At 32.5% G+C, this 18,771-nt stretch carries 24 protein-coding genes and 1 other annotated feature; of the genes, 15 read left to right on the top strand and 9 right to left on the bottom strand.

Annotation, left to right across the window (positions count from 1 at the left end; translation table 11 throughout):
• Positions 1 to 182: 182 nt before the first annotated feature.
• The 14 genes from QJ521_RS06930 (at position 183) to QJ521_RS06865 (ending at position 11,473) form a co-directional block, all read left to right on the top strand.
• A complete protein-coding gene (locus QJ521_RS06930) occupies positions 183 to 986 on the top strand; it encodes an energy-coupling factor transporter ATPase (protein ID WP_282839722.1) in 804 nt (267 codons plus the stop codon).
• Positions 962 to 1,810 (top strand): energy-coupling factor transporter ATPase, encoded by an 849-nt coding sequence (locus tag QJ521_RS06925; RefSeq protein WP_282839721.1) that lies wholly within the window; start codon positions 962 to 964, stop codon positions 1,808 to 1,810. The genes QJ521_RS06930 and QJ521_RS06925 overlap by 25 nt, the downstream gene beginning before the upstream one ends.
• Positions 1,803 to 2,783, top strand: coding sequence for an energy-coupling factor transporter transmembrane component T family protein (locus QJ521_RS06920; RefSeq protein ID WP_282839720.1), 981 nt, complete (start codon positions 1,803 to 1,805; stop codon positions 2,781 to 2,783). Before QJ521_RS06925 ends, QJ521_RS06920 begins: the two co-directional genes overlap by 8 nt.
• The gene (gene truA, locus QJ521_RS06915; RefSeq protein WP_282839719.1) at positions 2,780 to 3,502 is read left to right on the top strand and encodes a tRNA pseudouridine(38-40) synthase TruA; all 723 of its coding nucleotides are present in this window, start codon (positions 2,780 to 2,782) and stop codon (positions 3,500 to 3,502) included. Before QJ521_RS06920 ends, truA begins: the two co-directional genes overlap by 4 nt.
• A gap of 33 nt (positions 3,503 to 3,535) precedes the next feature.
• On the top strand, positions 3,536 to 4,138 hold the full coding sequence (gene tmk, locus QJ521_RS06910; protein WP_282839718.1) for a dTMP kinase: 603 nt from the start codon (positions 3,536 to 3,538) through the stop codon (positions 4,136 to 4,138).
• Positions 4,135 to 5,079: a hypothetical protein gene (locus QJ521_RS06905; protein WP_282839717.1), complete on the top strand. Its 945-nt coding sequence runs from the start codon at positions 4,135 to 4,137 to the stop codon at positions 5,077 to 5,079. The genes tmk and QJ521_RS06905 overlap by 4 nt, the downstream gene beginning before the upstream one ends.
• Before the next feature lie 4 nt (positions 5,080 to 5,083).
• Positions 5,084 to 5,878, top strand: a complete 795-nt coding sequence (locus tag QJ521_RS06900) for a PSP1 domain-containing protein (protein ID WP_282839716.1) — start codon at positions 5,084 to 5,086, stop codon at positions 5,876 to 5,878.
• 2 nt (positions 5,879 to 5,880) lie between these two features.
• Entirely contained in the window at positions 5,881 to 6,582 is a 702-nt protein-coding gene (locus QJ521_RS06895; RefSeq protein ID WP_282839715.1) for a tRNA1(Val) (adenine(37)-N6)-methyltransferase, read from the top strand.
• A gap of 1 nt (position 6,583) precedes the next feature.
• On the top strand, positions 6,584 to 6,994 hold the full coding sequence (locus QJ521_RS06890) for a hypothetical protein (protein ID WP_282839714.1): 411 nt from the start codon (positions 6,584 to 6,586) through the stop codon (positions 6,992 to 6,994).
• Positions 6,994 to 7,833 carry a 16S rRNA (cytidine(1402)-2'-O)-methyltransferase gene (gene rsmI / locus QJ521_RS06885; protein ID WP_282839713.1) on the top strand — a complete coding sequence of 280 codons (840 nt, stop codon included), beginning with the start codon at positions 6,994 to 6,996 and terminating at the stop codon, positions 7,831 to 7,833. Before QJ521_RS06890 ends, rsmI begins: the two co-directional genes overlap by 1 nt.
• 40 nt (positions 7,834 to 7,873) lie before the next feature.
• Positions 7,874 to 8,073, top strand: a binding site (T-box leader).
• A gap of 43 nt (positions 8,074 to 8,116) precedes the next feature.
• Complete coding sequence (metG, locus tag QJ521_RS06880; RefSeq protein ID WP_282839712.1) at positions 8,117 to 9,685, top strand: methionine--tRNA ligase; 1,569 nt, start codon at positions 8,117 to 8,119, stop codon at positions 9,683 to 9,685.
• Between the two features lie 106 nt (positions 9,686 to 9,791).
• The gene (gene pfkB, locus QJ521_RS06875) at positions 9,792 to 10,712 is read left to right on the top strand and encodes a 1-phosphofructokinase (protein WP_282839711.1); all 921 of its coding nucleotides are present in this window, start codon (positions 9,792 to 9,794) and stop codon (positions 10,710 to 10,712) included.
• Positions 10,709 to 11,167 (top strand): PTS sugar transporter subunit IIA, encoded by a 459-nt coding sequence (locus QJ521_RS06870; RefSeq protein ID WP_282839710.1) that lies wholly within the window; start codon positions 10,709 to 10,711, stop codon positions 11,165 to 11,167. The genes pfkB and QJ521_RS06870 overlap by 4 nt, the downstream gene beginning before the upstream one ends.
• A gap of 3 nt (positions 11,168 to 11,170) precedes the next feature.
• The gene (locus tag QJ521_RS06865) at positions 11,171 to 11,473 is read left to right on the top strand and encodes a PTS fructose transporter subunit IIB (RefSeq protein ID WP_282839709.1); all 303 of its coding nucleotides are present in this window, start codon (positions 11,171 to 11,173) and stop codon (positions 11,471 to 11,473) included.
• A gap of 38 nt (positions 11,474 to 11,511) precedes the next feature.
• On the opposite strand, the gene QJ521_RS06860 is transcribed toward QJ521_RS06865, so the two are convergent.
• From QJ521_RS06860 to QJ521_RS06820, 9 genes are read right to left on the bottom strand one after another with little or no spacing between them, the layout of a single operon-like run.
• The gene (locus QJ521_RS06860) at positions 11,512 to 13,647 is read right to left on the bottom strand and encodes a complex I subunit 5 family protein (protein WP_282839708.1); all 2,136 of its coding nucleotides are present in this window, start codon (positions 13,645 to 13,647) and stop codon (positions 11,512 to 11,514) included.
• Positions 13,648 to 13,656: 9 nt separating this feature from the next.
• A complete protein-coding gene (locus tag QJ521_RS06855; protein ID WP_282839707.1) occupies positions 13,657 to 15,135 on the bottom strand; it encodes a proton-conducting transporter transmembrane domain-containing protein in 1,479 nt (492 codons plus the stop codon).
• Positions 15,128 to 15,511 (bottom strand): sodium:proton antiporter, encoded by a 384-nt coding sequence (locus QJ521_RS06850; protein WP_282839706.1) that lies wholly within the window; start codon positions 15,509 to 15,511, stop codon positions 15,128 to 15,130. Before QJ521_RS06850 ends, QJ521_RS06855 begins: the two co-directional genes overlap by 8 nt.
• A complete protein-coding gene (locus tag QJ521_RS06845; RefSeq protein WP_282839705.1) occupies positions 15,508 to 15,936 on the bottom strand; it encodes an MnhB domain-containing protein in 429 nt (142 codons plus the stop codon). The genes QJ521_RS06850 and QJ521_RS06845 overlap by 4 nt, the downstream gene beginning before the upstream one ends.
• Positions 15,929 to 16,234, bottom strand: a complete 306-nt coding sequence (mbhE, locus tag QJ521_RS06840; RefSeq protein ID WP_282839704.1) for a hydrogen gas-evolving membrane-bound hydrogenase subunit E — start codon at positions 16,232 to 16,234, stop codon at positions 15,929 to 15,931. The genes QJ521_RS06845 and mbhE overlap by 8 nt, the downstream gene beginning before the upstream one ends.
• Entirely contained in the window at positions 16,231 to 16,470 is a 240-nt protein-coding gene (locus QJ521_RS06835; RefSeq protein ID WP_282839703.1) for a hydrogenase subunit MbhD domain-containing protein, read from the bottom strand. The genes mbhE and QJ521_RS06835 overlap by 4 nt, the downstream gene beginning before the upstream one ends.
• Before the next feature lie 11 nt (positions 16,471 to 16,481).
• A complete protein-coding gene (mnhG, locus tag QJ521_RS06830) occupies positions 16,482 to 16,793 on the bottom strand; it encodes a monovalent cation/H(+) antiporter subunit G (protein WP_282839702.1) in 312 nt (103 codons plus the stop codon).
• A gap of 1 nt (position 16,794) precedes the next feature.
• Complete coding sequence (locus tag QJ521_RS06825; protein WP_282839701.1) at positions 16,795 to 17,061, bottom strand: MrpF/PhaF family protein; 267 nt, start codon at positions 17,059 to 17,061, stop codon at positions 16,795 to 16,797.
• Positions 17,054 to 17,557 carry a Na+/H+ antiporter subunit E gene (locus QJ521_RS06820; protein WP_282839700.1) on the bottom strand — a complete coding sequence of 168 codons (504 nt, stop codon included), beginning with the start codon at positions 17,555 to 17,557 and terminating at the stop codon, positions 17,054 to 17,056. Before QJ521_RS06820 ends, QJ521_RS06825 begins: the two co-directional genes overlap by 8 nt.
• Positions 17,558 to 17,700: 143 nt before the next feature.
• On the opposite strand from QJ521_RS06820, the gene QJ521_RS06815 reads away from it, so the two are divergent.
• Complete coding sequence (locus QJ521_RS06815; RefSeq protein ID WP_282839699.1) at positions 17,701 to 18,723, top strand: PTS fructose transporter subunit IIC; 1,023 nt, start codon at positions 17,701 to 17,703, stop codon at positions 18,721 to 18,723.
• Positions 18,724 to 18,771 lie beyond the last annotated feature (48 nt).

The following is an 18,771-nucleotide window of genomic DNA, read 5'->3' as shown; positions in this document are numbered from 1 at the left end:
TATTTAAAAAACACCATCTTTTTACATAAAGAATAAAAAAAGTATACTATACTCACAAAATTCATCTTTTTAAACACGTTAGTGATGATCATATAATATATCATCATAAATCGTATTCTCTTATCTTTATAATTTATATCATACATGATATAATGTTTAAGTACGAAATGTAGGTGAATTCGATGATTAAAGTAAGCGATTTAAGCTTTTCATATAATGCAAATGATGAAGCATTGAGAAATGTAAGTTTAGAGATACCCAAAGGTTCTTGGGTATCTATTTTAGGTCATAATGGTTCTGGAAAATCTACACTATCAAAATTGATGGTTGGTTTATTATCGCCATCTAGTGGGGAAATCTATATCGATGATATGCTATTAAATGATGAAAATCTTTCAAAGATTCGAAAAATGATAGGTATCGTATTTCAAAATCCAGATAACCAATTTGTAGGGGTAACCGTTAGACATGATATTGCATTTGGTTTAGAAAATCAAAATATACCTCATGGTGAAATGGTTAAGAAAATTGACCATTACGCTAAACTGGTAGGCATGGAAGATTATTTAAGCAAAGAACCACACCATTTATCTGGTGGACAAAAACAACGAGTCGCAATCGCTGGAGCATTAGCCATGGAACAAGATATTTTAATCCTTGATGAAGCTACATCAATGCTTGATCCAGAAGGTACTAGAGATATTGTTGCATTAATCAAACGTTTAAATAAAGATTTAAAGAAAACAATTATAACCATCACACATGATTTATCGTTTGCAGCGCAAAGCGATCACTTAATTGTGCTAAAAGATGGTGAACTTATATTAGAAGGAACACCAAAAGAAGTATTTACACAAGAAGAACTATTAAAATCGTCTCATCTTGAACTACCATTTGAATTGAGTCTTTATAATGAAGCTCTTAAAGATGAAAAGATGAGTAAAAAAGTATTGGAGGCATTATGGGCATTCAATTCAAAGATGTAAGCTACTCATACAAAGGCCTACGTGTCGACTATGACGCTATCGGAAATATCAATTTAGAAATTGAACCACAAGGTGAGTTTATTGCTATTGTTGGACAAACTGGTTCAGGTAAATCGACATTGGTGCAACATATGAACGCACTTTTACTACCTTCTTCAGGGAATGTAGTTGTTTTTGGCCAAAATTTGCCACCAAAGAAAAAAGAAAAGATTAATTTTTTACGTCAAAAAGTTGGTCTTGTTTTTCAGTTTCCGGAATATCAATTATTCGAAGAAACCATTTTAAAAGACATTATGTTTGGACCGAAAAACTTTAAGAGCAGTGAAGCAGAAGCAACCGAGAAGGCAAAACGTGCTGCAGCAAAAGTTGGTATTGGAGAATCTTTATACAGTCAATCACCGTTTAGAATCAGTGGTGGACAAATGAGAAGAGTTGCCATTGCCGGTATTTTGGCAATGGAACCAGAAATACTTGTATTAGACGAACCAACTAGAGGACTAGACCCAAAAGGAAGAACAGACTTAATGGAAATATTTAATTCCATTCATAAAAACGAAGGTAAAACCATTATCTTGATTTCTCATGATATGGATCTTGTTTCACAATATGCAAAACGCGTTATTGTATTAGATGAAGGTAAAATCGTTTTTGATGGTAAAAAAGAAGATTTGTTTGAACACCCTAAATTTTTATCTTTCCATTTGGACTTACCAACACCACTAAAAATTTTAAAACATTTAGAAAAAGAAGTTGGCATACCATATATGCCCAAATATGATTTTCAAAGTCTTCTTCAATATTTGAAGGAGGTATCTTATGAATAATATAACAATAGGTCAATATATTCCTGGTAATTCATGGTTACATAAACTAGATCCTAGATTTAAACTGCTCAGTTTAGTCTTTTTGCTAGTCGGTACATTTATTATTCCAATTTCAGCTGACCTGGTTCCAGTTATTTCAATGGGTTTAATATTCATCGGTATTATTCTATTAACATTATCGACAGGAATTCCAATGAGAAAAGTAATCAATGGACTCCGTCCAATTGTATTTTTGTTAACATTTACTTTTTTCATTCAACTTTTTTACGTGAAATCAGGAACTTTACTTGCAAGTTATGAAATGTTTATCTCAGTATCTAGTATATTTGCCATTATCGCATTTATATTATTCTATAATTTCACAAAAAAATATGTAAAGACTAGAATTTTGTATTTCTTCTTTGCAGCATTTATGGTTTTCTTCATTCAAGCATCATTACCCTATATTTCCATTACAAGTTATACGCTAGATGTGTATGATGAAGGTCTTATTCGAGCTGGTTTTATATTTATTAGAATAGCAAATGTCATTATTATGACTTCACTCTTAACATTTACAACCATGACTACTGACCTTAATTATGGTATTGAATCACTACTTAGACCATTGAAAATTATTAGAGTACCGGTTGACGTTATCGCAATGATGCTATCCCTTACACTAAGATATATTCCAACACTACTTGGAGAAACTGAGAAAATCATGAAAGCTCAAGCATCAAGAGGCGTAGACTTTAAAGAATCAAAATTTAAAGATAAAGTGATTCAAATCATATCACTCTTAATTCCTGTCTTCGTCATATCATTTAAACGAGCAGAAGACTTAGGGAATGCTATGGAGGTTAGAGGATATGTTATAGGTGCTCCTCGAACAAGAATCGATGAATATAATATTGGATATGCAGATGTATTAACACTCATCATGGCAATGGCATTTTTAGCACTTATTATTTATACTAGGGTGATTGCATGAGATATATGGCAGTCGTCAGCTATGATGGAACAAACTATCATGGTTTTCAAAGTCAAATAAATGCAATCGGTATCCAACAAGTTATAGAAAAAGCATTTCGTTTGATGACTCAAACTGAAATTAAAATACATAGTGCTGGTAGAACCGATAAAGGTGTCCATGCTTTAGGACAAGTTTTTCATTTTGACAGTAAACTCAATATTGAACCCCAAACTTGGGTAAGAGCAGTTAATCAAAGACTACCTCTTGATATTAGAGTTAAAAAAATAAAACCTGTCAAGTCAGACTTTCACGCTAGACATTCAGCAAAATCGAAGACATATAAATATGTTTTAGCAAAAAAACCAAGCACAGCATTTTCTAAAAATTATGAAGTATATATACCAAACTTAAATATAGAAGCAATGAATGATGCATTACCGCATTTTATAGGAACACATGATTTTAAGGGATTTTGTCAATATGTTAAAGACAAGCCTACAATCAAAACCATTTATAAGGCTACATTTAAGGAAACCAAAAAACACTATATTTTTACATTTCACGGAAACAGTTTTCTAAAATACATGGTTCGCTCAATGATGGGAACACTCATCCAAATCGGATTAGGTAAATTAGAATCAACAATCGTTAAAGAGATACTAGAAACACAAAACAGATCTTTAGCTGGCAAAACAGCTGAAGCAAGGGGCTTATTTTTAGTAAAAATCTACTATTAACATGCTATAATAAATGCAAGAGGAGAGGGTCTCATGTTTATCACATTCGAAGGTGGAGAAGGAACTGGTAAGACAACTTTAATTAAAGATATAGCGGTTATCTTAGGCGAACTACATGATGTTATTACCACGAGAGAACCAGGTGGTAGCATGATTGCTGAAGCAATCCGCGATATCATCTTAAACCCTAAGTATAAAGGCGTTACACCTTATACAGAGGCGCTTCTTTTGGCTGCATCTCGTGCTCAACATTTAGATGAAGTTATCCTTCCAGCATTAAAACAAAACAAAATTGTATTATGTGATCGATACCTAGATAGTTCTCTAGCATATCAAGCACATGCAAGAGGTTTAGGATTTGATTTTGTTCTAAGTATTAATAAATATGCGACACAAAATATGCCTAACCTTACATTTTATATAGATTTAGATCCAAAAGTAGGGATATCAAGAATATCAAACCGAGAAAAATATGATCGTCTCGATCAAGAAACATTTATATTTCATGAAATGGTCCGAGAAGGTTATTTAAAAATAGCTCAAATGTATCCAGAGCGTATGGTTACAATCAATGGTGATCAACCCATAGAGGTCATCACCAATCAAATTGTTCAAAGAATAAAGGAAGCTTTATGAAACGTGCATACTATTTTTTTAAACAAACCATTTTAAAAAATAGATTGGCACACTTATATTTAGTAAGTGGTCCGAAAGGCAGTGGAAAATCTCAGTTAATTGATGAGGTTTCTTATTTAATTCTGAATCAAAACAAACCAGACAACCCACACCTCAAGCAATTGATTGCACAAAAAAAAGTTTCCAACATGATGGTTATTGAACCTGATGGATTGACCATCAAAAAAGAACAGATATTAATGCTTCAAGCAGAGTTCTCAAAAACTGCACTCGTTAGTGGACCCAGGATATATGTTATCAAGAATATTGAACGTATTGGCACTGGAGCAGCTAACTCTTTATTAAAATTTATGGAAGAACCATCTAATCATAATGTTTATGGATTTCTATTAACAGAAAGTATAGAAGATGTTATTCGTACAATCATTTCTAGAAGTCAAGTCATACATTTGAAATCAATTGATGAAAAAGATTTAGAAAAAGAATTGATTGAAGCTGGAATAGACGACAAACTTGCAATTCTAGCTCCATATTTAACCAAAAATATCGATGAAGCAATTGCTTTATCCGAAAATCCGAACTTCATTGAAATGGTCACATTCATTGAAGATATTGTTAATCTATGGCCAGATAAAGAAACATCATTTCCCATTTATTTCTCTAATAAAGCGGGATTTTTAACACAAGATAGAGATTTTTTCAAAAGTTTTTTGGAACTTCTCTTGTTATATTTTCTAGATTTGGTGCACTATAAAGCGCATCAAGAAATCACGTATCAATTTTTAAGAGATCAAATTCAAGTTCAAAGTAATTCCATGCAAGTCAATGAAATCAATGAAATTATTGAAGAAATACAATCAATCATGGAAAAACAAACTTACTACATTAATTTGGAACTCGCATTGGATCAGCTATCAAACATATTAGAAAAGAAGAGGTGAGTTTATGAAAGTTGCTTTAGTACAATTTAAAGAAGCAGGTAAAAAGTATTATTTCTCCTACGGAGAATTGACCATAGAAGAGCAGGACCAAGTGGTTGTTGAGACAACACGAGGCATCGAAATCGGAAGAGTATACTCATTTAAAGAGATAGATGAGGCAGATTTAGCAAGTGAATTAAAACCGATTATAAGACGTGCAACTCAAGATGATATTAAGGAAGAAGAATATAATCAAACACTAGAACCCGGAGTTGTCGATAAAGCGAAACAACTTGCTATTCAAAATGAGTTGGAAATAAAAGTTCTAGGTGCTGAATACACACTAGATCGCAAAAGACTTCTCATATATTTTGAATCTGAAAATAGAGTAGATTTTAGAAATTTGGTCAGAGATTTATCAGAAGTTTATCATACAAGAATTGAGTTAAGACAAATAGGACCTAGAGATGCAGCCAAAATGATTGGTGGCATTGGACCATGTGGATTAATTCTATGCTGTACAACTTTTATAGGTGAGTTTGACCCAGTATCTATAAAGATGGCAAAAAATCAAAACATCGCATTAAACCCACAAAAAATATCAGGTGTCTGCGGTAAACTATTATGCTGCATTAAATATGAAGATGATGTATATACCGAATTAAAAGAAATCATGCCTGACATCAATGAAAAAATCCAAACTGAAAAAGGATATGGCAATGTCATTGATTTAAATATCATCGCCCAAAAACTAAAAATAAGATATGCAGAAGATGGTCTCACCGAATGGGTAAAATTAAAGGATATCGTTAAAGAATAATTATGTTAAGAACATTACTTGGGACAGATTTGTGGATTGATCAAAAATCAAATCAGGCTTTCAACTTAGATACTGTTTTACTAGCAGACTTTATTAAAGTTCCAGCAAAATCAAAAACTGTTTTAGATTTAGGAACCGGAGTTGGAGCGTTAATGTTGTATCTGTCAACCAAAACAAAAGCCAAAATTATTGGTGTTGAAGTTCAGGAAGATCGATATCTTCAAGCGTTAAAAAACGTTGAGTTAAATCATTTACAAAACCAGTTATTTTGTTTAAATCAAGATATCAAGACACTTAAAATGAAAAACGTTGATTGCATTGTTAGTAATCCACCCTTTTTCAAAGTCACCGAAACATCAAATATTAATGATAATGATGATGAGACAATCGCAAGACATGAGGTCTTAATAAATTTAGAAGAACTTGTCTCAACAGTTTCCAAAACACTCAAGTTTGCTGGACATTTTTTCATGATTCATCGACCCAATAGATTTGCAGAAATTGTTTCAATCATGCAAAAATATCAACTTGAAATTAAACGTGTTCGATTTGTTCATCCATATATCGATCATAAGGCAAATCATGTTTTGATTCATGCAATTAAAAATGGACAACCAGAGTCAATTATAGAAGCACCACTTGTTTTATACAAGGAGAAACATATATTCACCGATGAAATGAATAAAATCAACGGAGGTAAATAACATGTTGCTTAGTCAACTCAACAGAAAAGAAAAATTGAAGTTTCTTGATTTAGCCATGCATATGGTTTCTATAGATGGAGAGCCTACAGCTTTAGAAAAAAGGTTGCTCAACATGATGCTTGCTGAAGTTGGAGAAGGTATTGTAGAAGAATATCATTTTGCTCTCAGCAAAGATTTAGAAGAAACCATAACTTTTTTCGGTAGTGAAAACAAAACCGTAAAGAACATTGTTTATCTAAACTTATTAAAAGTCGGAATGTCTGATGATTTTTATAACACACTAGAACATCATTTTTTAGAAGACATCAGAAAAAGATTTGAAATTGACGAGATAAAGAAAAAGCAATTAATGCGTCTTGTTTACAACGAAAGAGACTTAAGAGAACGTGCGAAAAGGATTGTTACCCACTAATGCAAAAAAGTTTTAAAGAAGATAAACCAACTTTATATGTTGTGGCAACACCAATCGGAAACTTGGGAGATATTTCCTATCGTGCGATTGAAGTTTTGAATGATGTTGACATCATCCTTGCAGAAGATACAAGAACTTCAGGGGTATTGCTCAACCATTATCAAATCAAAAAACCAATGATGAGTTATCATGAATTTAACAAAGAAGCACAAGAAAACAAAGTCATTGATTTACTACATGAAGGAAAAAATCTCGCATTAATCAGCGATGCAGGAACGCCAGGTATTAGTGATCCTGGTTATGAAATCATAAAAGCAGTTATTGATTCTGGATTTCATGCTGTCTCCATTCCTGGACCCAGTGCAATTCTTGCAGCACTTGTTATATCTGGACTAATCATTCAACCATTTACTTTTATAGGATTCCTTCCACGGAAACCATCAGACATGAAAAAAATGATTGAATCTTATCAAAATCGAAAAGAAACCGTAATCATTTATGAATCACCGATGCGGATTCAAAAAACGCTCAACACAATCTATAGTATTTTAGGAAATAGAAATATAACTCTTTCTAGAGAACTTACTAAAACGTTTGAAACAATTATCAGGACAACGCTTGATAAGGCCGTTTCAATGGATCATAATCCCAAAGGTGAATATGTGATTATCATTGAAGGGAATCATAATATTCAAACACACTTTGACTTAACGATTGAAGAGCATGTACAAGAATACATAAAACTAGGACATACAGAAAAAGATGCAATGAAAATTGTCGCACAGGAACGCAACATCAAAAAAAGTGAAGTCTATAAAGCAATCAAAATAGATTCATAAAGTTCTTGATTTTTTCTTGATTTATAATATAATAAGATTATCATAGGCAATGAGAAAAAGAGTAACCCTATTGAAGTGAGCAAAAGAGAGTTCATGGATGGTGTAAATGAACCCTTCATATGGTGAACATGATTTTCGAGCCTTTTGGCTGATATGTAGGCTAAAACGTATTCCGCGTTAAGGAGTAGAGTGCTAGCATTGCTAGAACTAAGGTGGTACCGCGATTATGTCGTCCTTAGAATTTTTTAAGGTCGATTTTTATTTTGATAAGGAGTGATTCACTATGGAAAAAAAATATTATTTAACAACTGCAATTGCATATGCATCTGCTATACCTCACATCGGGAACGTATATGAGGCTATTTTGGCTGACGCAATTGTTAGATTTAAAAGACTAGAAGGTTATGACGTTTTCTTTCAAACAGGAACCGACGAACACGGACAAAAAATTGAAAGCAGAGCTAAAGATAATGAACTATCACCAAAAGCTTATGTTGACCATATCGCATCAGAAATCAAACGTATCTATGACAAAGTTGATATCAGTTACGATCAATTTGTTAGAACTACCGATGAACGACATGTTCAATCCGTTCAAGCCATCTTTAAAAAACTATATGACCAAGGTGATATTTACTTAGGAGAGTATGAAGGTTGGTATTCCGTATCTGAAGAAGCGTTTATTTTAGAAAAAGATATAATTGATGGAAAGACAGCAAATGGTGATACTCCAGTATGGACTAAAGAAGCTGCATACTTCTTAAAATTATCTAAATATCAAGAACGTTTAGTCAAACACATCCAAGATAACCCAGAATTTATTGAACCTGAGTCTAGAAGAAATGAAATGATTCAAAATTTCTTAAAAGAACCATTACCTGATTTATCAGTATCTAGAACATCATTTAACTGGGGCATCCCTGTTGAATTTGATGAAGGGCATATTGTTTATGTTTGGATTGATGCTTTAAGTAATTATATTACAGGTCTAGATTATCATCCAGATCAAGCTCTATCACCAGAATTTAAAAAATACTGGCCTGCAGATGTCCATTTAATTGGTAAAGATATTTTAAGATTCCATACGATCTATTGGCCTATCATCTTAATGGCTTTAGGTCTAGAATTGCCAAAACAAGTTTTTGGTCATCCATGGATTTTAGTTAACAAAGGAAAGATGAGTAAATCAATCGGTAACGTTATGTATACAGATGATCTTGTTAGATATTTTGGAGTTGATACAGTACGTTATTATGTGCTACATGAAATCCCTTTTGCACAAGACGGAAACATTACTTATGAACTTCTTATTGAAAGAAACAATAGTGACCTCGCCAATACGATTGGTAATCTTGTTAATCGTACCATTGGAATGGCACACAAGTATCGCCAAGGTGTCGTTAAAAAAGTTATTTTAGAGGAACCATTTGAGTTAAGTCTTAAAGAAAAGGCTTTAGAGGCATTACCACAAATGAGAAATTTTATGGATGAACTGAAAGTCAGTGATGCACTAGAGGAGATTGTTAAGTTAGCACGAAGTGCAAATAAATATATTGATGTATCTGAACCATGGGCTCTATTTAAAAAAGAAGATAAACAAGAAGTGCTAGACCATGTTTTATATCAGTTATTAGAAACGATAAGATTTGTTGCTATATTACTACAACCCTTTATTCCAAATACATCAAATCGTATTGCTAAACAAATCGGTGTTACTGATTTAAGTTTTGAATCATTAAGTACTTTCGGAAATTATGAAGCACAAACTTTAGGTAAACCAGAAGTGCTCTTTGAACGATACGATGCCGTTAAAAAATTAGAAGAAATTCTAAAAGATCAAGATGAATCATAATGAAAACGAAAAATGATCTTAACCGATCATTTTTTGTTAATTATTTTAAAAATCACCTAATAAATGATATCCTAAAGATAGTAAAAATTAAAAAAGAGGTATCGACATGATTTATACATGTACATTAAATCCTGCAATAGATTATCATATCGAAGTTGACAAAGTAAATATAGGCAAACTCAATCGAACAGATCATACTCAATTTTTAATTGGAGGCAAAGGTATTAATGTCTCCCTAGTTCTCAAGCATTTAGGTGTTGAAAGTATCCCTATTGGATTTATTGGAGGATTTACAGGCGATTTTATTAAGAAACAACTGCGTGAAATTGATATTCATCAATATCGTTTCATTGAAATCAATGGAGAAACTAGAATTAATGTAAAAATCAAAGATCATTCAAATGAAACAGAGTTGAATTCACTTGGCCCAGACATTTCGGACATTGAATGGAAAGCATTTACTGACATCATCAAACAACTTTCTTCAAATGACACACTGATTTGCAGCGGTAGTTTACCTAAAGGGATACCCAATGCATATCAAGAAATAGCTGGAATATGTCAGAAGAATAATGTTTCATTTATTATGGATACTCCAGGCGTCTATTACGACCAGTTTTTATCCTATCAACCTATACTAGTTAAACCTAACCTTAATGAACTCAGTACATACTTCAATACTCAAATAAAGACAATTGATGAAATCGTTCATTATGGTAAGGAACTCATCAAAAAAGGTGCAAAAAAGGTGCTTATATCATTTAGCGCTGAGGGATCACTATTGATAACTGAAGACAAAATATATCAAGCAAATCCAATCAAAGGAATCTCTATAAGTAGTATCGGTTCTGGAGATTCAATGGTCGCAGGTTTTATTTATCAACATCTACAAACTATAAATGACCACAAAGCATATCAATACGCAGTTGCAGCAGCAACAGCTACAGCATTTAAAAAAGGATTGGCCAATCAAGAAGATATTGAAAAATATTTAATACTGACTACGATAAAGGAGCTGAACATATGAAAGTCAAAGAGTTAATTAACAACAACTTAATCTGTTTAGACTTAGATTCACAAGATAAAGAATCAGTCATCAAAGAACTTATAGATATTTTAGATCAAGAAGATCGTTTATCAAATGTTAATGGATTTTTAAAAGATGTAATGAGTAGAGAAAAAGAAATAACGACAGGCATCGGTTATGGCATAGCCATTCCGCATGCTAAATCAAAGCATGTTAAACAACCAGCCTTGGTTTTTGGAAAAAGTCAAAGTGGAATTGATTTCGAAAGTTTAGATCAAAGAAAAGCACAAATATTCTTCTTGATTGCGATACCAGAAGATGGAGCTGATCTCCATTTAAAGATTCTAGCCAAATTATCAAGAAAACTTATGGATGAACATTTTAGATATGCTTTAATGATATCGAGCAACGAAGAACAAATCATGAGTATTTTAAATACGATTGATGAGGACTAATTCATGAAAAAAATAGTTGCTGTGACAGCATGTCCTACAGGCATTGCTCACACTTATATGGCAGCAGAAGCTTTACTATTAGCAGCTAAAGGATTAAATGTAGAAATCAAAGTAGAAACAAATGGTGCTATAGGTGTTGAAAATGAATTAACACAGCAAGACATAGATAATAGCATTGGGGTTATTATTGCTTCAGATATTTATATATCTAAAGAGAGATTTAAAAATAAAGAGATAATCGAAACTAATACGAGACATACCATCTTAGATGCTAGAAAGTATATCGTCCAATTATTAAATAAATAAAAACCTTCAGTGAAGGTTTTTTCTTTAATCTTATTGTATTAGATGTAATTGAATATCATCATAAATATAAATATTGCAGTAATGAAACTTGTATAAATAAATGCGTCGCTTTTGATAATACTCGTCTCATATCTTCGATTAAATACATTTGTCATCGTAACAAATCTTTCTAAGAATCCAACATTTTCATTGTGTTTAAGCGCTAATGTAGATAAAGGTCCTTGATCAATTGGGCATTGATCACCATACATTAACTTACATGCTCTTCTCATCATGAAGTTTGCGGGATAGAAGAATATATATTCAATCCTTAACCAATTCGGAAGCTTCAAATGGAACCAATGAAATTTCGTTCCAAAAATGAAAATTAAGAATCCTAACCCCACAACAATAAGTGTCATCAAAAACTCAGAACCCGTAAAGAATTTTAAACCAACAATGTAAGAGTTAATGAAGTATGGATCGAAGGTTGCTTGATTTAATTGTGGCATAATCCACTTATTCAATATATAACTCGGATTCAATCCAATCAAAATGATAAGAATTGCAATCGCAACCATTGAAGTATCTAAACAATTATATTCAGGTTTAATACGTTTGTATTGTTCTGGCATTTTACCAAAGAACACATAATAGTTCATTTTAATAAATGAGCAAACCGTTCCAGCACTAACAACTATAAAGATTAACTCAGCATAGAAAAATGATGAATGACCGTATTGATATGCCTCAACAATTCCATGGTGCAAAATCGATTTGGAAACGAATCCATTAAATAAAGGGATGCCACTTATACCTAAACTTGCGATTAAACAAACGGTTGTGGTTAATGGCAATTTTCTCCATAAGCCACCAAGCTTATACATATCTTGCTCTTTCGTGTGATAGTAAACAACACCGGCAACCATAAACAATAAAGACTTAAATAAAGCATGATTTATAATATGGTATAAAGCACCCGAGTATCCCATCGCTCCGCGATATCCTAAATATAAAGCAACTCCAATACCCACCACAATATAACCCATTTGGCTAATCGAATGATAAGCCAACATTTTTTTTATATTCGATTGTTGCAACGCAAGGAAAACCCCAATAGCCATCGTGATGATACCCAACCAGATAATCGTTGCTCCGATATTTTGAGATGTTAACCAAATAGGATCCTCATAACTCGTTACTGAATCCTTAGCTGGAAAGAAGTAACTAATAGCAACTCTTAAAACGCCAAATGCACCAACTTTAATCATAATACCAGAAAGTAGTGCGCTAGCAGGAGTTGGTGCTACTGGATGTGCTCTTGGTAACCAAACATGAACCGGTGCCATACCCGCCTTAATCCCAAAGCCTAAGACTAATAATCCCATGATCCAATATTTAACAGAACCTATCTGGTTAAGTTCAGCAATCGCTGTTTTAAAACTTAAATCACCAATATTGAAATACATCAACAGTAACGCAACTAAGATTGAAAATCCACCAATAAGACCCATAAAAATATAATTATAACCAGCTGCATACGATTCTTCTCGTTGCGTGTGAGTTACCAATACATAAGAAGAAATTGTCATCACTTCAAAAAATAAAAACATCGTTAATAAATCGCCTGCCATAATTGTGCCTAAAACAGAACTATAGGTTACAGCCATGAAAAAGAAGAACCTGTTATTATGGATTTCTTTTTTCATATATTCGTGTGCGTAAACCATAACGATAAACCAAATAATGGATGTAATCATTAACATGGTAAAACCTAACATATCTACGTCAAAGCTAATGCCCAAACTCATAAAATATGGAATATCTAAAACTATACCACCTTCTAAAGCTGCAGGATACATCATCATCGTTAACGGAATGGTTAAGAAAGTCATAAATATAACCACCCAATCACGTTTGTGTCCTGCACTTTTACGATAAGCTAATTGTATAAATCCACCAATTAATGGAATTGAAATCATCACTAATGGAAAAACAGATAAGTGTGTAAAAGTAGTAAAGAAAGTATTAAATCGCTCGAAACTAGAAATCCAATCATAGATTCCAAACCAATTACTTGTTATGCCAATAAAAGCAATCAACATTACGAACATGAGTAAAACAAGTCCAGAAGACTTCCATGTGAAATGATCTAAGAATTTACCTTTGATTGGACGGTCACTTGTGGTCATCATCATACTCCCCTACATCAATGTGTTAGCTGCAGCTTCTAATAATCCAGCAATAATACTTGGATAAATACCTAAAAACAAAATCAATGCCCCAAGAATCAAAATAGGAAACAACATGGTTTTTGGAATCTTTTCAATGCCTGATGACCCTTCCCCCTTTTTACCCTTAAGGAATGCAGAAATCATTATGGGTAAATAATACATTGCATTGAGTAAACCGCTTATAACAATAATAACGATAAAGACAATTTGACCCGATGCTAATGCAGCAACCCCTAAATTAAGCTTTGAAATAAAACCGCTCGTTAAAGGTATACCAATCATACCTAAAGCAGCAATGCTAAAGACCACTAAAGTTAATGGCATTTTATAAGCAATCCCATCGAATTGGTCAACATTTCTAATTTTCTTATAATAGATAATTGCCCCAACGCATAAGAATAATGCAGCTTTCATCAGTCCATGAGAAATAATATGGAAAAATGCAGCGGTTAATCCTAAATAAGTCATTAATCCAATACCCAAAACGATATAACCAATTTGGGCAACTGATGAATATCCAAGCATGCGCTTAACATCTTTTTGAGCTAGTGCAAAGAAAGAACCCATAATCATACCAAATCCAGCAATGATCATCAATATTAATGGTAAGTTAAGAGCTTGTAATATATCAACTCCAAAGACTCTAAATAAAACTTTTACCATGATTAATAAATAAACTTTAACGACGATTGCAGATAAAATCGCACTTGATGAACTCGGAGCATGTGAGTGTGCATCAGGTAACCAAATATGAAAAGGAAATATGGCAGCCTTAATTCCAATACCAACGACCATAAAACCGATTGCGATTATGATATTAGATGGATAAATATGCCATATATCTTTCAAAGTTGTAGAGACGAGCTCAACATTTGTATAACCTGTAATCATATAGAGTAAAGCAACACCAAATAAATAAGATAATGATCCTATCTCATTGAGCATCACATAACGAAATGATGCTGTATAGTTTTCTTTTTTACGTTTAATTGAAATAATACTACATGTCGTAATCGCAAGAATTTCCATGAATACATATGTATTGAATAAATCGTTTGTATAAATAATACCAAACATTGAAAATAGAAGGATAAAGAGCAAGATATAATATCTTCCATATTCTTTTTCATGAATACCATCAGTTGCATCACCACATGAGTATATGTAAATCAGTATTGTTAAAAACAAAATAAATGTTGTAAAGAAAACAGAAAAAGAATCAATTAAAAGTTCTATCCCAATAAAACCTGTGTAATTACCGAATCGATAATAAAAGGCACCATTTGAGTTGACATGAACTAATAAAACTACTGAAGAAGCGAATACCAAAAGTAATACAATAAGCCCCAATACAAGCGTTAAGGTAAATGCACGTTTTTTAAATAGTGGAATTGCTAGCGCAGCACTTAACAATAAGAGTAGATTAATAATAGGTAGTTGTTCAATCATAGGTATTCTCCTCATTTTGTATGCGTACAATTTCTTCTTGATCGATGGTTCCGTATGTTTGATAAATTCTAATGATTAAAGATAAAGAATAAACGGTCATAGACACCACGACAACGATCCCAGTTAATATTAGTACTGATGGTAATGGATTAATATAAATAACATTTTCTCCAGTTTCAATAATAATTGGTGGTTGCCCTAAAGCAACATTTCCAATTGCAATAAAAAACAAAAAGACACTTGTGCCCATGATATTGACACCAAGAATACGCTTGATCAAATTTCTATGGGTAACTACAGTATGCAATCCAATAATAAATAATGCAACTGCACCGATGTAATTAATATGGTCTAATAATAAATTTAATATGTTCATAAGGTGTCTTCCTCAATCAAAATATGGAATAAAGTTATGATGGTAGAAGCAACCTTAATTCCTATACCAATCATTAATAAAGGAATCATACCAGCTGATAGGAGTTGACCAGGCTCACCGATTGGAAAACCAGCTTCAATGTTTGTTAAAAAAGATCCCGCTAAAAAGATTCCGATGATACCGATCATCATATAAATGAAAATACCACCACTCTCAGCAAATTCTGATGCACGATGTGAGAACTTTTTCTTTCCTTTTTCTAATCCAAAAACTAAAGTATATAAAACGATACTTGAACCGATTAATGCACCACCAGAAAAACCACCACCTGGAGACACGTGACCATGTATAATAATGAATATTCCATATATCTGAACAAAGGGAACAATAATTCTAGTTATAGACTTGACAATAATATCATTCATTGTCTTCCTCCTTGATCATATCGTCTGCTTTTGCAGGCTTTAAAATTGACGCTACAGCAACAATAGAAGTAAAGAGAACAATGGTTTCGCCTAATGTGTCAAATGCTCTGTAATCGGCTAGAATAGCAGCTACAATGTTGGTTGCACCAGTCTCGTTAACAGATTCATTTAAGTAATGATGAACAGTATCATTATATGAAGGTGAGTTGACGCCCCGATCACCAGGCATCATTAAAATATTAATGACTAAAATTAAGAATAAGAGGGTAAACATTGTATAAGTTAATATCTTTTTCATTTTTCATACCTCTCAGTCTTACTAATCACTGCGATAAACAATAATGATGTAACACCAGCACCAATTACTGCCTCAGTTAATGCGACATCTGGTGTTTTTAAAATTAACCATAATACGGACATCATTAAAGAATATGCAGAGAAAATAATAACTGCACTAAGTAAATCTTTTGTACGTTCAACAGAGATTGCACACACAATTAAAAATATAATGATGATAACATTAAGTATTTGCATATGTTAGCCTCCTATTTGTTTTCATCAACGGTCAAATGACGGTTGATGTATTCACATTTAGCAATATAATGTGCAGCAGTAGGATTGGTTAACCATATGAAAACAATAATAATTAAGATGTTTAAGGAAACAAAAGTAGCACCTTGCCATATCATCATACCGATAAACATTAATCCTGCACCCATTGTGTCGCATTTTGTAGTCGCGTGCATTCTACAAAAAACATCAGGCATTCTAATCAACCCAACGACACCTACGAAATAAAAGAATAAACCGCCTAAAAGAAAGATTGCAACAAAAACATCACGAATGATTTCTAACATATCAATCCAACCTTCCTTTTAAAAGATATTTAGCAACACCAATTGTTGCCAAAAAACCAATCATTGCATAAATTAATGCAACGTTGACATAAGAGCTTTGTTTTGTAACTAAAGCGATTAAAACAATAATTGTCGTCACTTTAGTTGCAATAATATTAATCGCAACAATACGGTCTGCAGCCGTTGGACCCTTAAATGCTCTATATAAAGCAACAAAAGACATTAAAACCAAAACAACAGCACAAGTGATAACGAGTATATCAATCATGATTTGCCTCCTCAAGATGAATAAATGCTTTTTGTAAAGCACTACCTTCTAAATCTTCTATATGTCCTATTTCTAAACCGTGAACAATGATTTCTTCATCATTCATATCAACAGTTAGAGTCCCTGGAGTTAAAGTAATTGCATTTCCAAATAATGCACGATTAAAATCTTTTTTCAAAGGTTGTCTAATTTTTTTAAATCCAGGTTCAATATTCATTTTAGGGCTTAACACAATTTTAGCCACATGAAAGTTAGCGACAACAATTTCTTTTAACAGTATGAAAAATAAAATAAAAAAAGCCCAAAACGATTTTGGTCGTAAGGATGTAGCTTCATCTTTGTGAAAAACCATGTCGAAATTATATAAAACAATCATTAAAGAAGCCAGTAAACCTGTGAAAATCTCCATGAAATGAAAATCAGATGCGATGATCATCCAAAACGAAAATAACAAGATGAACAGTAAAACTGCACCATTCCTTTTTTTATTATGCATATTTTGTCTCCTAACAATGTTTTATTCATATATATAATACAACGTTTAAAGGTATAAAACAATTTTATTTTGGTTTTTATGAATAAAAACTAAATTGACACTGTGGTAAAATATAATAAACATAAAGAATTGAGATGATCAAATTGAATCAAAAAATGCATAAACATATGATGAGTGGGATTTCTCCGATTATACCTTTATTGGTTGTTGCGAGTATTTTTATGTTTTTATTTTTGAAATTAGACAGTTTAAATATCCAAAACAGTTTGTTAAATGAAATGATTAATGTCTTAAATCAAGCAACTCAATGGATGTATATTTTAGTTTTACCTGTGTTTGCGGGTTTTATTGCATATTCAATTGCAAATAAACCGGGAATTGTACCGGGGTTAGTAGGTGGTGGTTTAGCTGTTTATGCAACTGGAATGATTGGTGCATTAGTAGCTGGCTTTATTGCTGGATACTTGACTAAGTATATTCTCGTTTTATTTAAAAATATACCGAATACCCTAAAGGGATTATCAACAATGGTTATTATTCCTTTGTTATCAACTTTATTAGTTGCTTTCTTCATGTTATTATTCAATATGAGCTTTTCACAAATATTTAGAGATATAGAACAAATATTAATTCAACTTGATTTGATTTATGCCATATTATTTGGATTGATCTTTGGAATCATGATGGCAATCGATATGGGAGGGCCTATTAATAAGATTGCATTTTTCATTGGAATCGTTTCAATATCACAAGGTCGCTCGACAATGATAATGGCATCAATTATGGCAAGCGGTATGGTTCCACCTTTAAGTATTGCATTATTAACTTTAATCAATAAAAGAAAGTTCAAATATGAACAAAATCAATTAGCCAAGAAAAATTGGATGATGGGATTATCTTTTATGACAGAAGGAGCAATTCCTTTTTCTGCAGAAAACCCTAAAAAAGTAATGCCAGCAATAATTATTGGTAGTGCATTAGCGGGAGCATTTATTCCTTTATTTGGAACAACACTCTCTGCACCTCATGGCGGTATACTTGTTTTATTTTTGATGACCAATTGGTGGGGGTTTCTCATATCTTTAGCAGCGGGCACCATGATTACAGTTATATTACTACTAATATTACTTCCAAATGTACAAGAAGAAGTAGTTGAAAATAAATAGTTGAGATGATAGAATGTCTAATTAAAGCGAATAATCATTTATCGCTTT

Origin of the sequence: Peloplasma aerotolerans (genome assembly GCF_030012175.1) — a bacterium.
Classification (GTDB): Bacteria; Bacillota_I; Bacilli_A; order Acholeplasmatales; family Acholeplasmataceae; genus Peloplasma; species Peloplasma aerotolerans.
This window is presented reverse-complemented; position numbering and strand designations above follow the sequence as displayed.

Excerpts from the sequence above, each read along its gene's own strand:
- QJ521_RS06900 (WP_282839716.1), top strand. The coding sequence starts at position 5,084 with ATGAAAGTTGCTTTAGTACAATTTAAAGAAGCAGGTAAAAAGTATTAT.
- QJ521_RS06905 (WP_282839717.1), top strand. The coding sequence starts at position 4,135 with ATGAAACGTGCATACTATTTTTTTAAACAAACCATTTTAAAAAATAGA.
- QJ521_RS06925 (WP_282839721.1), top strand. The coding sequence starts at position 962 with ATGGGCATTCAATTCAAAGATGTAAGCTACTCATACAAAGGCCTACGT.
- QJ521_RS06855 (WP_282839707.1), bottom strand. The coding sequence starts at position 15,135 with ATGATTGAACAACTACCTATTATTAATCTACTCTTATTGTTAAGTGCT.
- QJ521_RS06825 (WP_282839701.1), bottom strand. The coding sequence starts at position 17,061 with ATGATTGATATACTCGTTATCACTTGTGCTGTTGTTTTGGTTTTAATG.
- truA (WP_282839719.1), top strand. The coding sequence starts at position 2,780 with ATGAGATATATGGCAGTCGTCAGCTATGATGGAACAAACTATCATGGT.
- QJ521_RS06920 (WP_282839720.1), top strand. The coding sequence starts at position 1,803 with ATGAATAATATAACAATAGGTCAATATATTCCTGGTAATTCATGGTTA.
- QJ521_RS06895 (WP_282839715.1), top strand. The coding sequence starts at position 5,881 with ATGTTAAGAACATTACTTGGGACAGATTTGTGGATTGATCAAAAATCA.
- QJ521_RS06850 (WP_282839706.1), bottom strand. The coding sequence starts at position 15,511 with ATGAACATATTAAATTTATTATTAGACCATATTAATTACATCGGTGCA.
- QJ521_RS06870 (WP_282839710.1), top strand. The coding sequence starts at position 10,709 with ATGAAAGTCAAAGAGTTAATTAACAACAACTTAATCTGTTTAGACTTA.
- mbhE (WP_282839704.1), bottom strand. The coding sequence starts at position 16,234 with ATGAAAAAGATATTAACTTATACAATGTTTACCCTCTTATTCTTAATT.
- QJ521_RS06930 (WP_282839722.1), top strand. The coding sequence starts at position 183 with ATGATTAAAGTAAGCGATTTAAGCTTTTCATATAATGCAAATGATGAA.
- QJ521_RS06860 (WP_282839708.1), bottom strand. The coding sequence starts at position 13,647 with ATGATGACCACAAGTGACCGTCCAATCAAAGGTAAATTCTTAGATCAT.
- tmk (WP_282839718.1), top strand. The coding sequence starts at position 3,536 with ATGTTTATCACATTCGAAGGTGGAGAAGGAACTGGTAAGACAACTTTA.
- mnhG (WP_282839702.1), bottom strand. The coding sequence starts at position 16,793 with ATGTTAGAAATCATTCGTGATGTTTTTGTTGCAATCTTTCTTTTAGGC.
- QJ521_RS06865 (WP_282839709.1), top strand. The coding sequence starts at position 11,171 with ATGAAAAAAATAGTTGCTGTGACAGCATGTCCTACAGGCATTGCTCAC.
- QJ521_RS06820 (WP_282839700.1), bottom strand. The coding sequence starts at position 17,557 with ATGCATAATAAAAAAAGGAATGGTGCAGTTTTACTGTTCATCTTGTTA.
- QJ521_RS06835 (WP_282839703.1), bottom strand. The coding sequence starts at position 16,470 with ATGCAAATACTTAATGTTATCATCATTATATTTTTAATTGTGTGTGCA.
- rsmI (WP_282839713.1), top strand. The coding sequence starts at position 6,994 with ATGCAAAAAAGTTTTAAAGAAGATAAACCAACTTTATATGTTGTGGCA.
- QJ521_RS06890 (WP_282839714.1), top strand. The coding sequence starts at position 6,584 with ATGTTGCTTAGTCAACTCAACAGAAAAGAAAAATTGAAGTTTCTTGAT.
- pfkB (WP_282839711.1), top strand. The coding sequence starts at position 9,792 with ATGATTTATACATGTACATTAAATCCTGCAATAGATTATCATATCGAA.
- metG (WP_282839712.1), top strand. The coding sequence starts at position 8,117 with ATGGAAAAAAAATATTATTTAACAACTGCAATTGCATATGCATCTGCT.
- QJ521_RS06845 (WP_282839705.1), bottom strand. The coding sequence starts at position 15,936 with ATGAATGATATTATTGTCAAGTCTATAACTAGAATTATTGTTCCCTTT.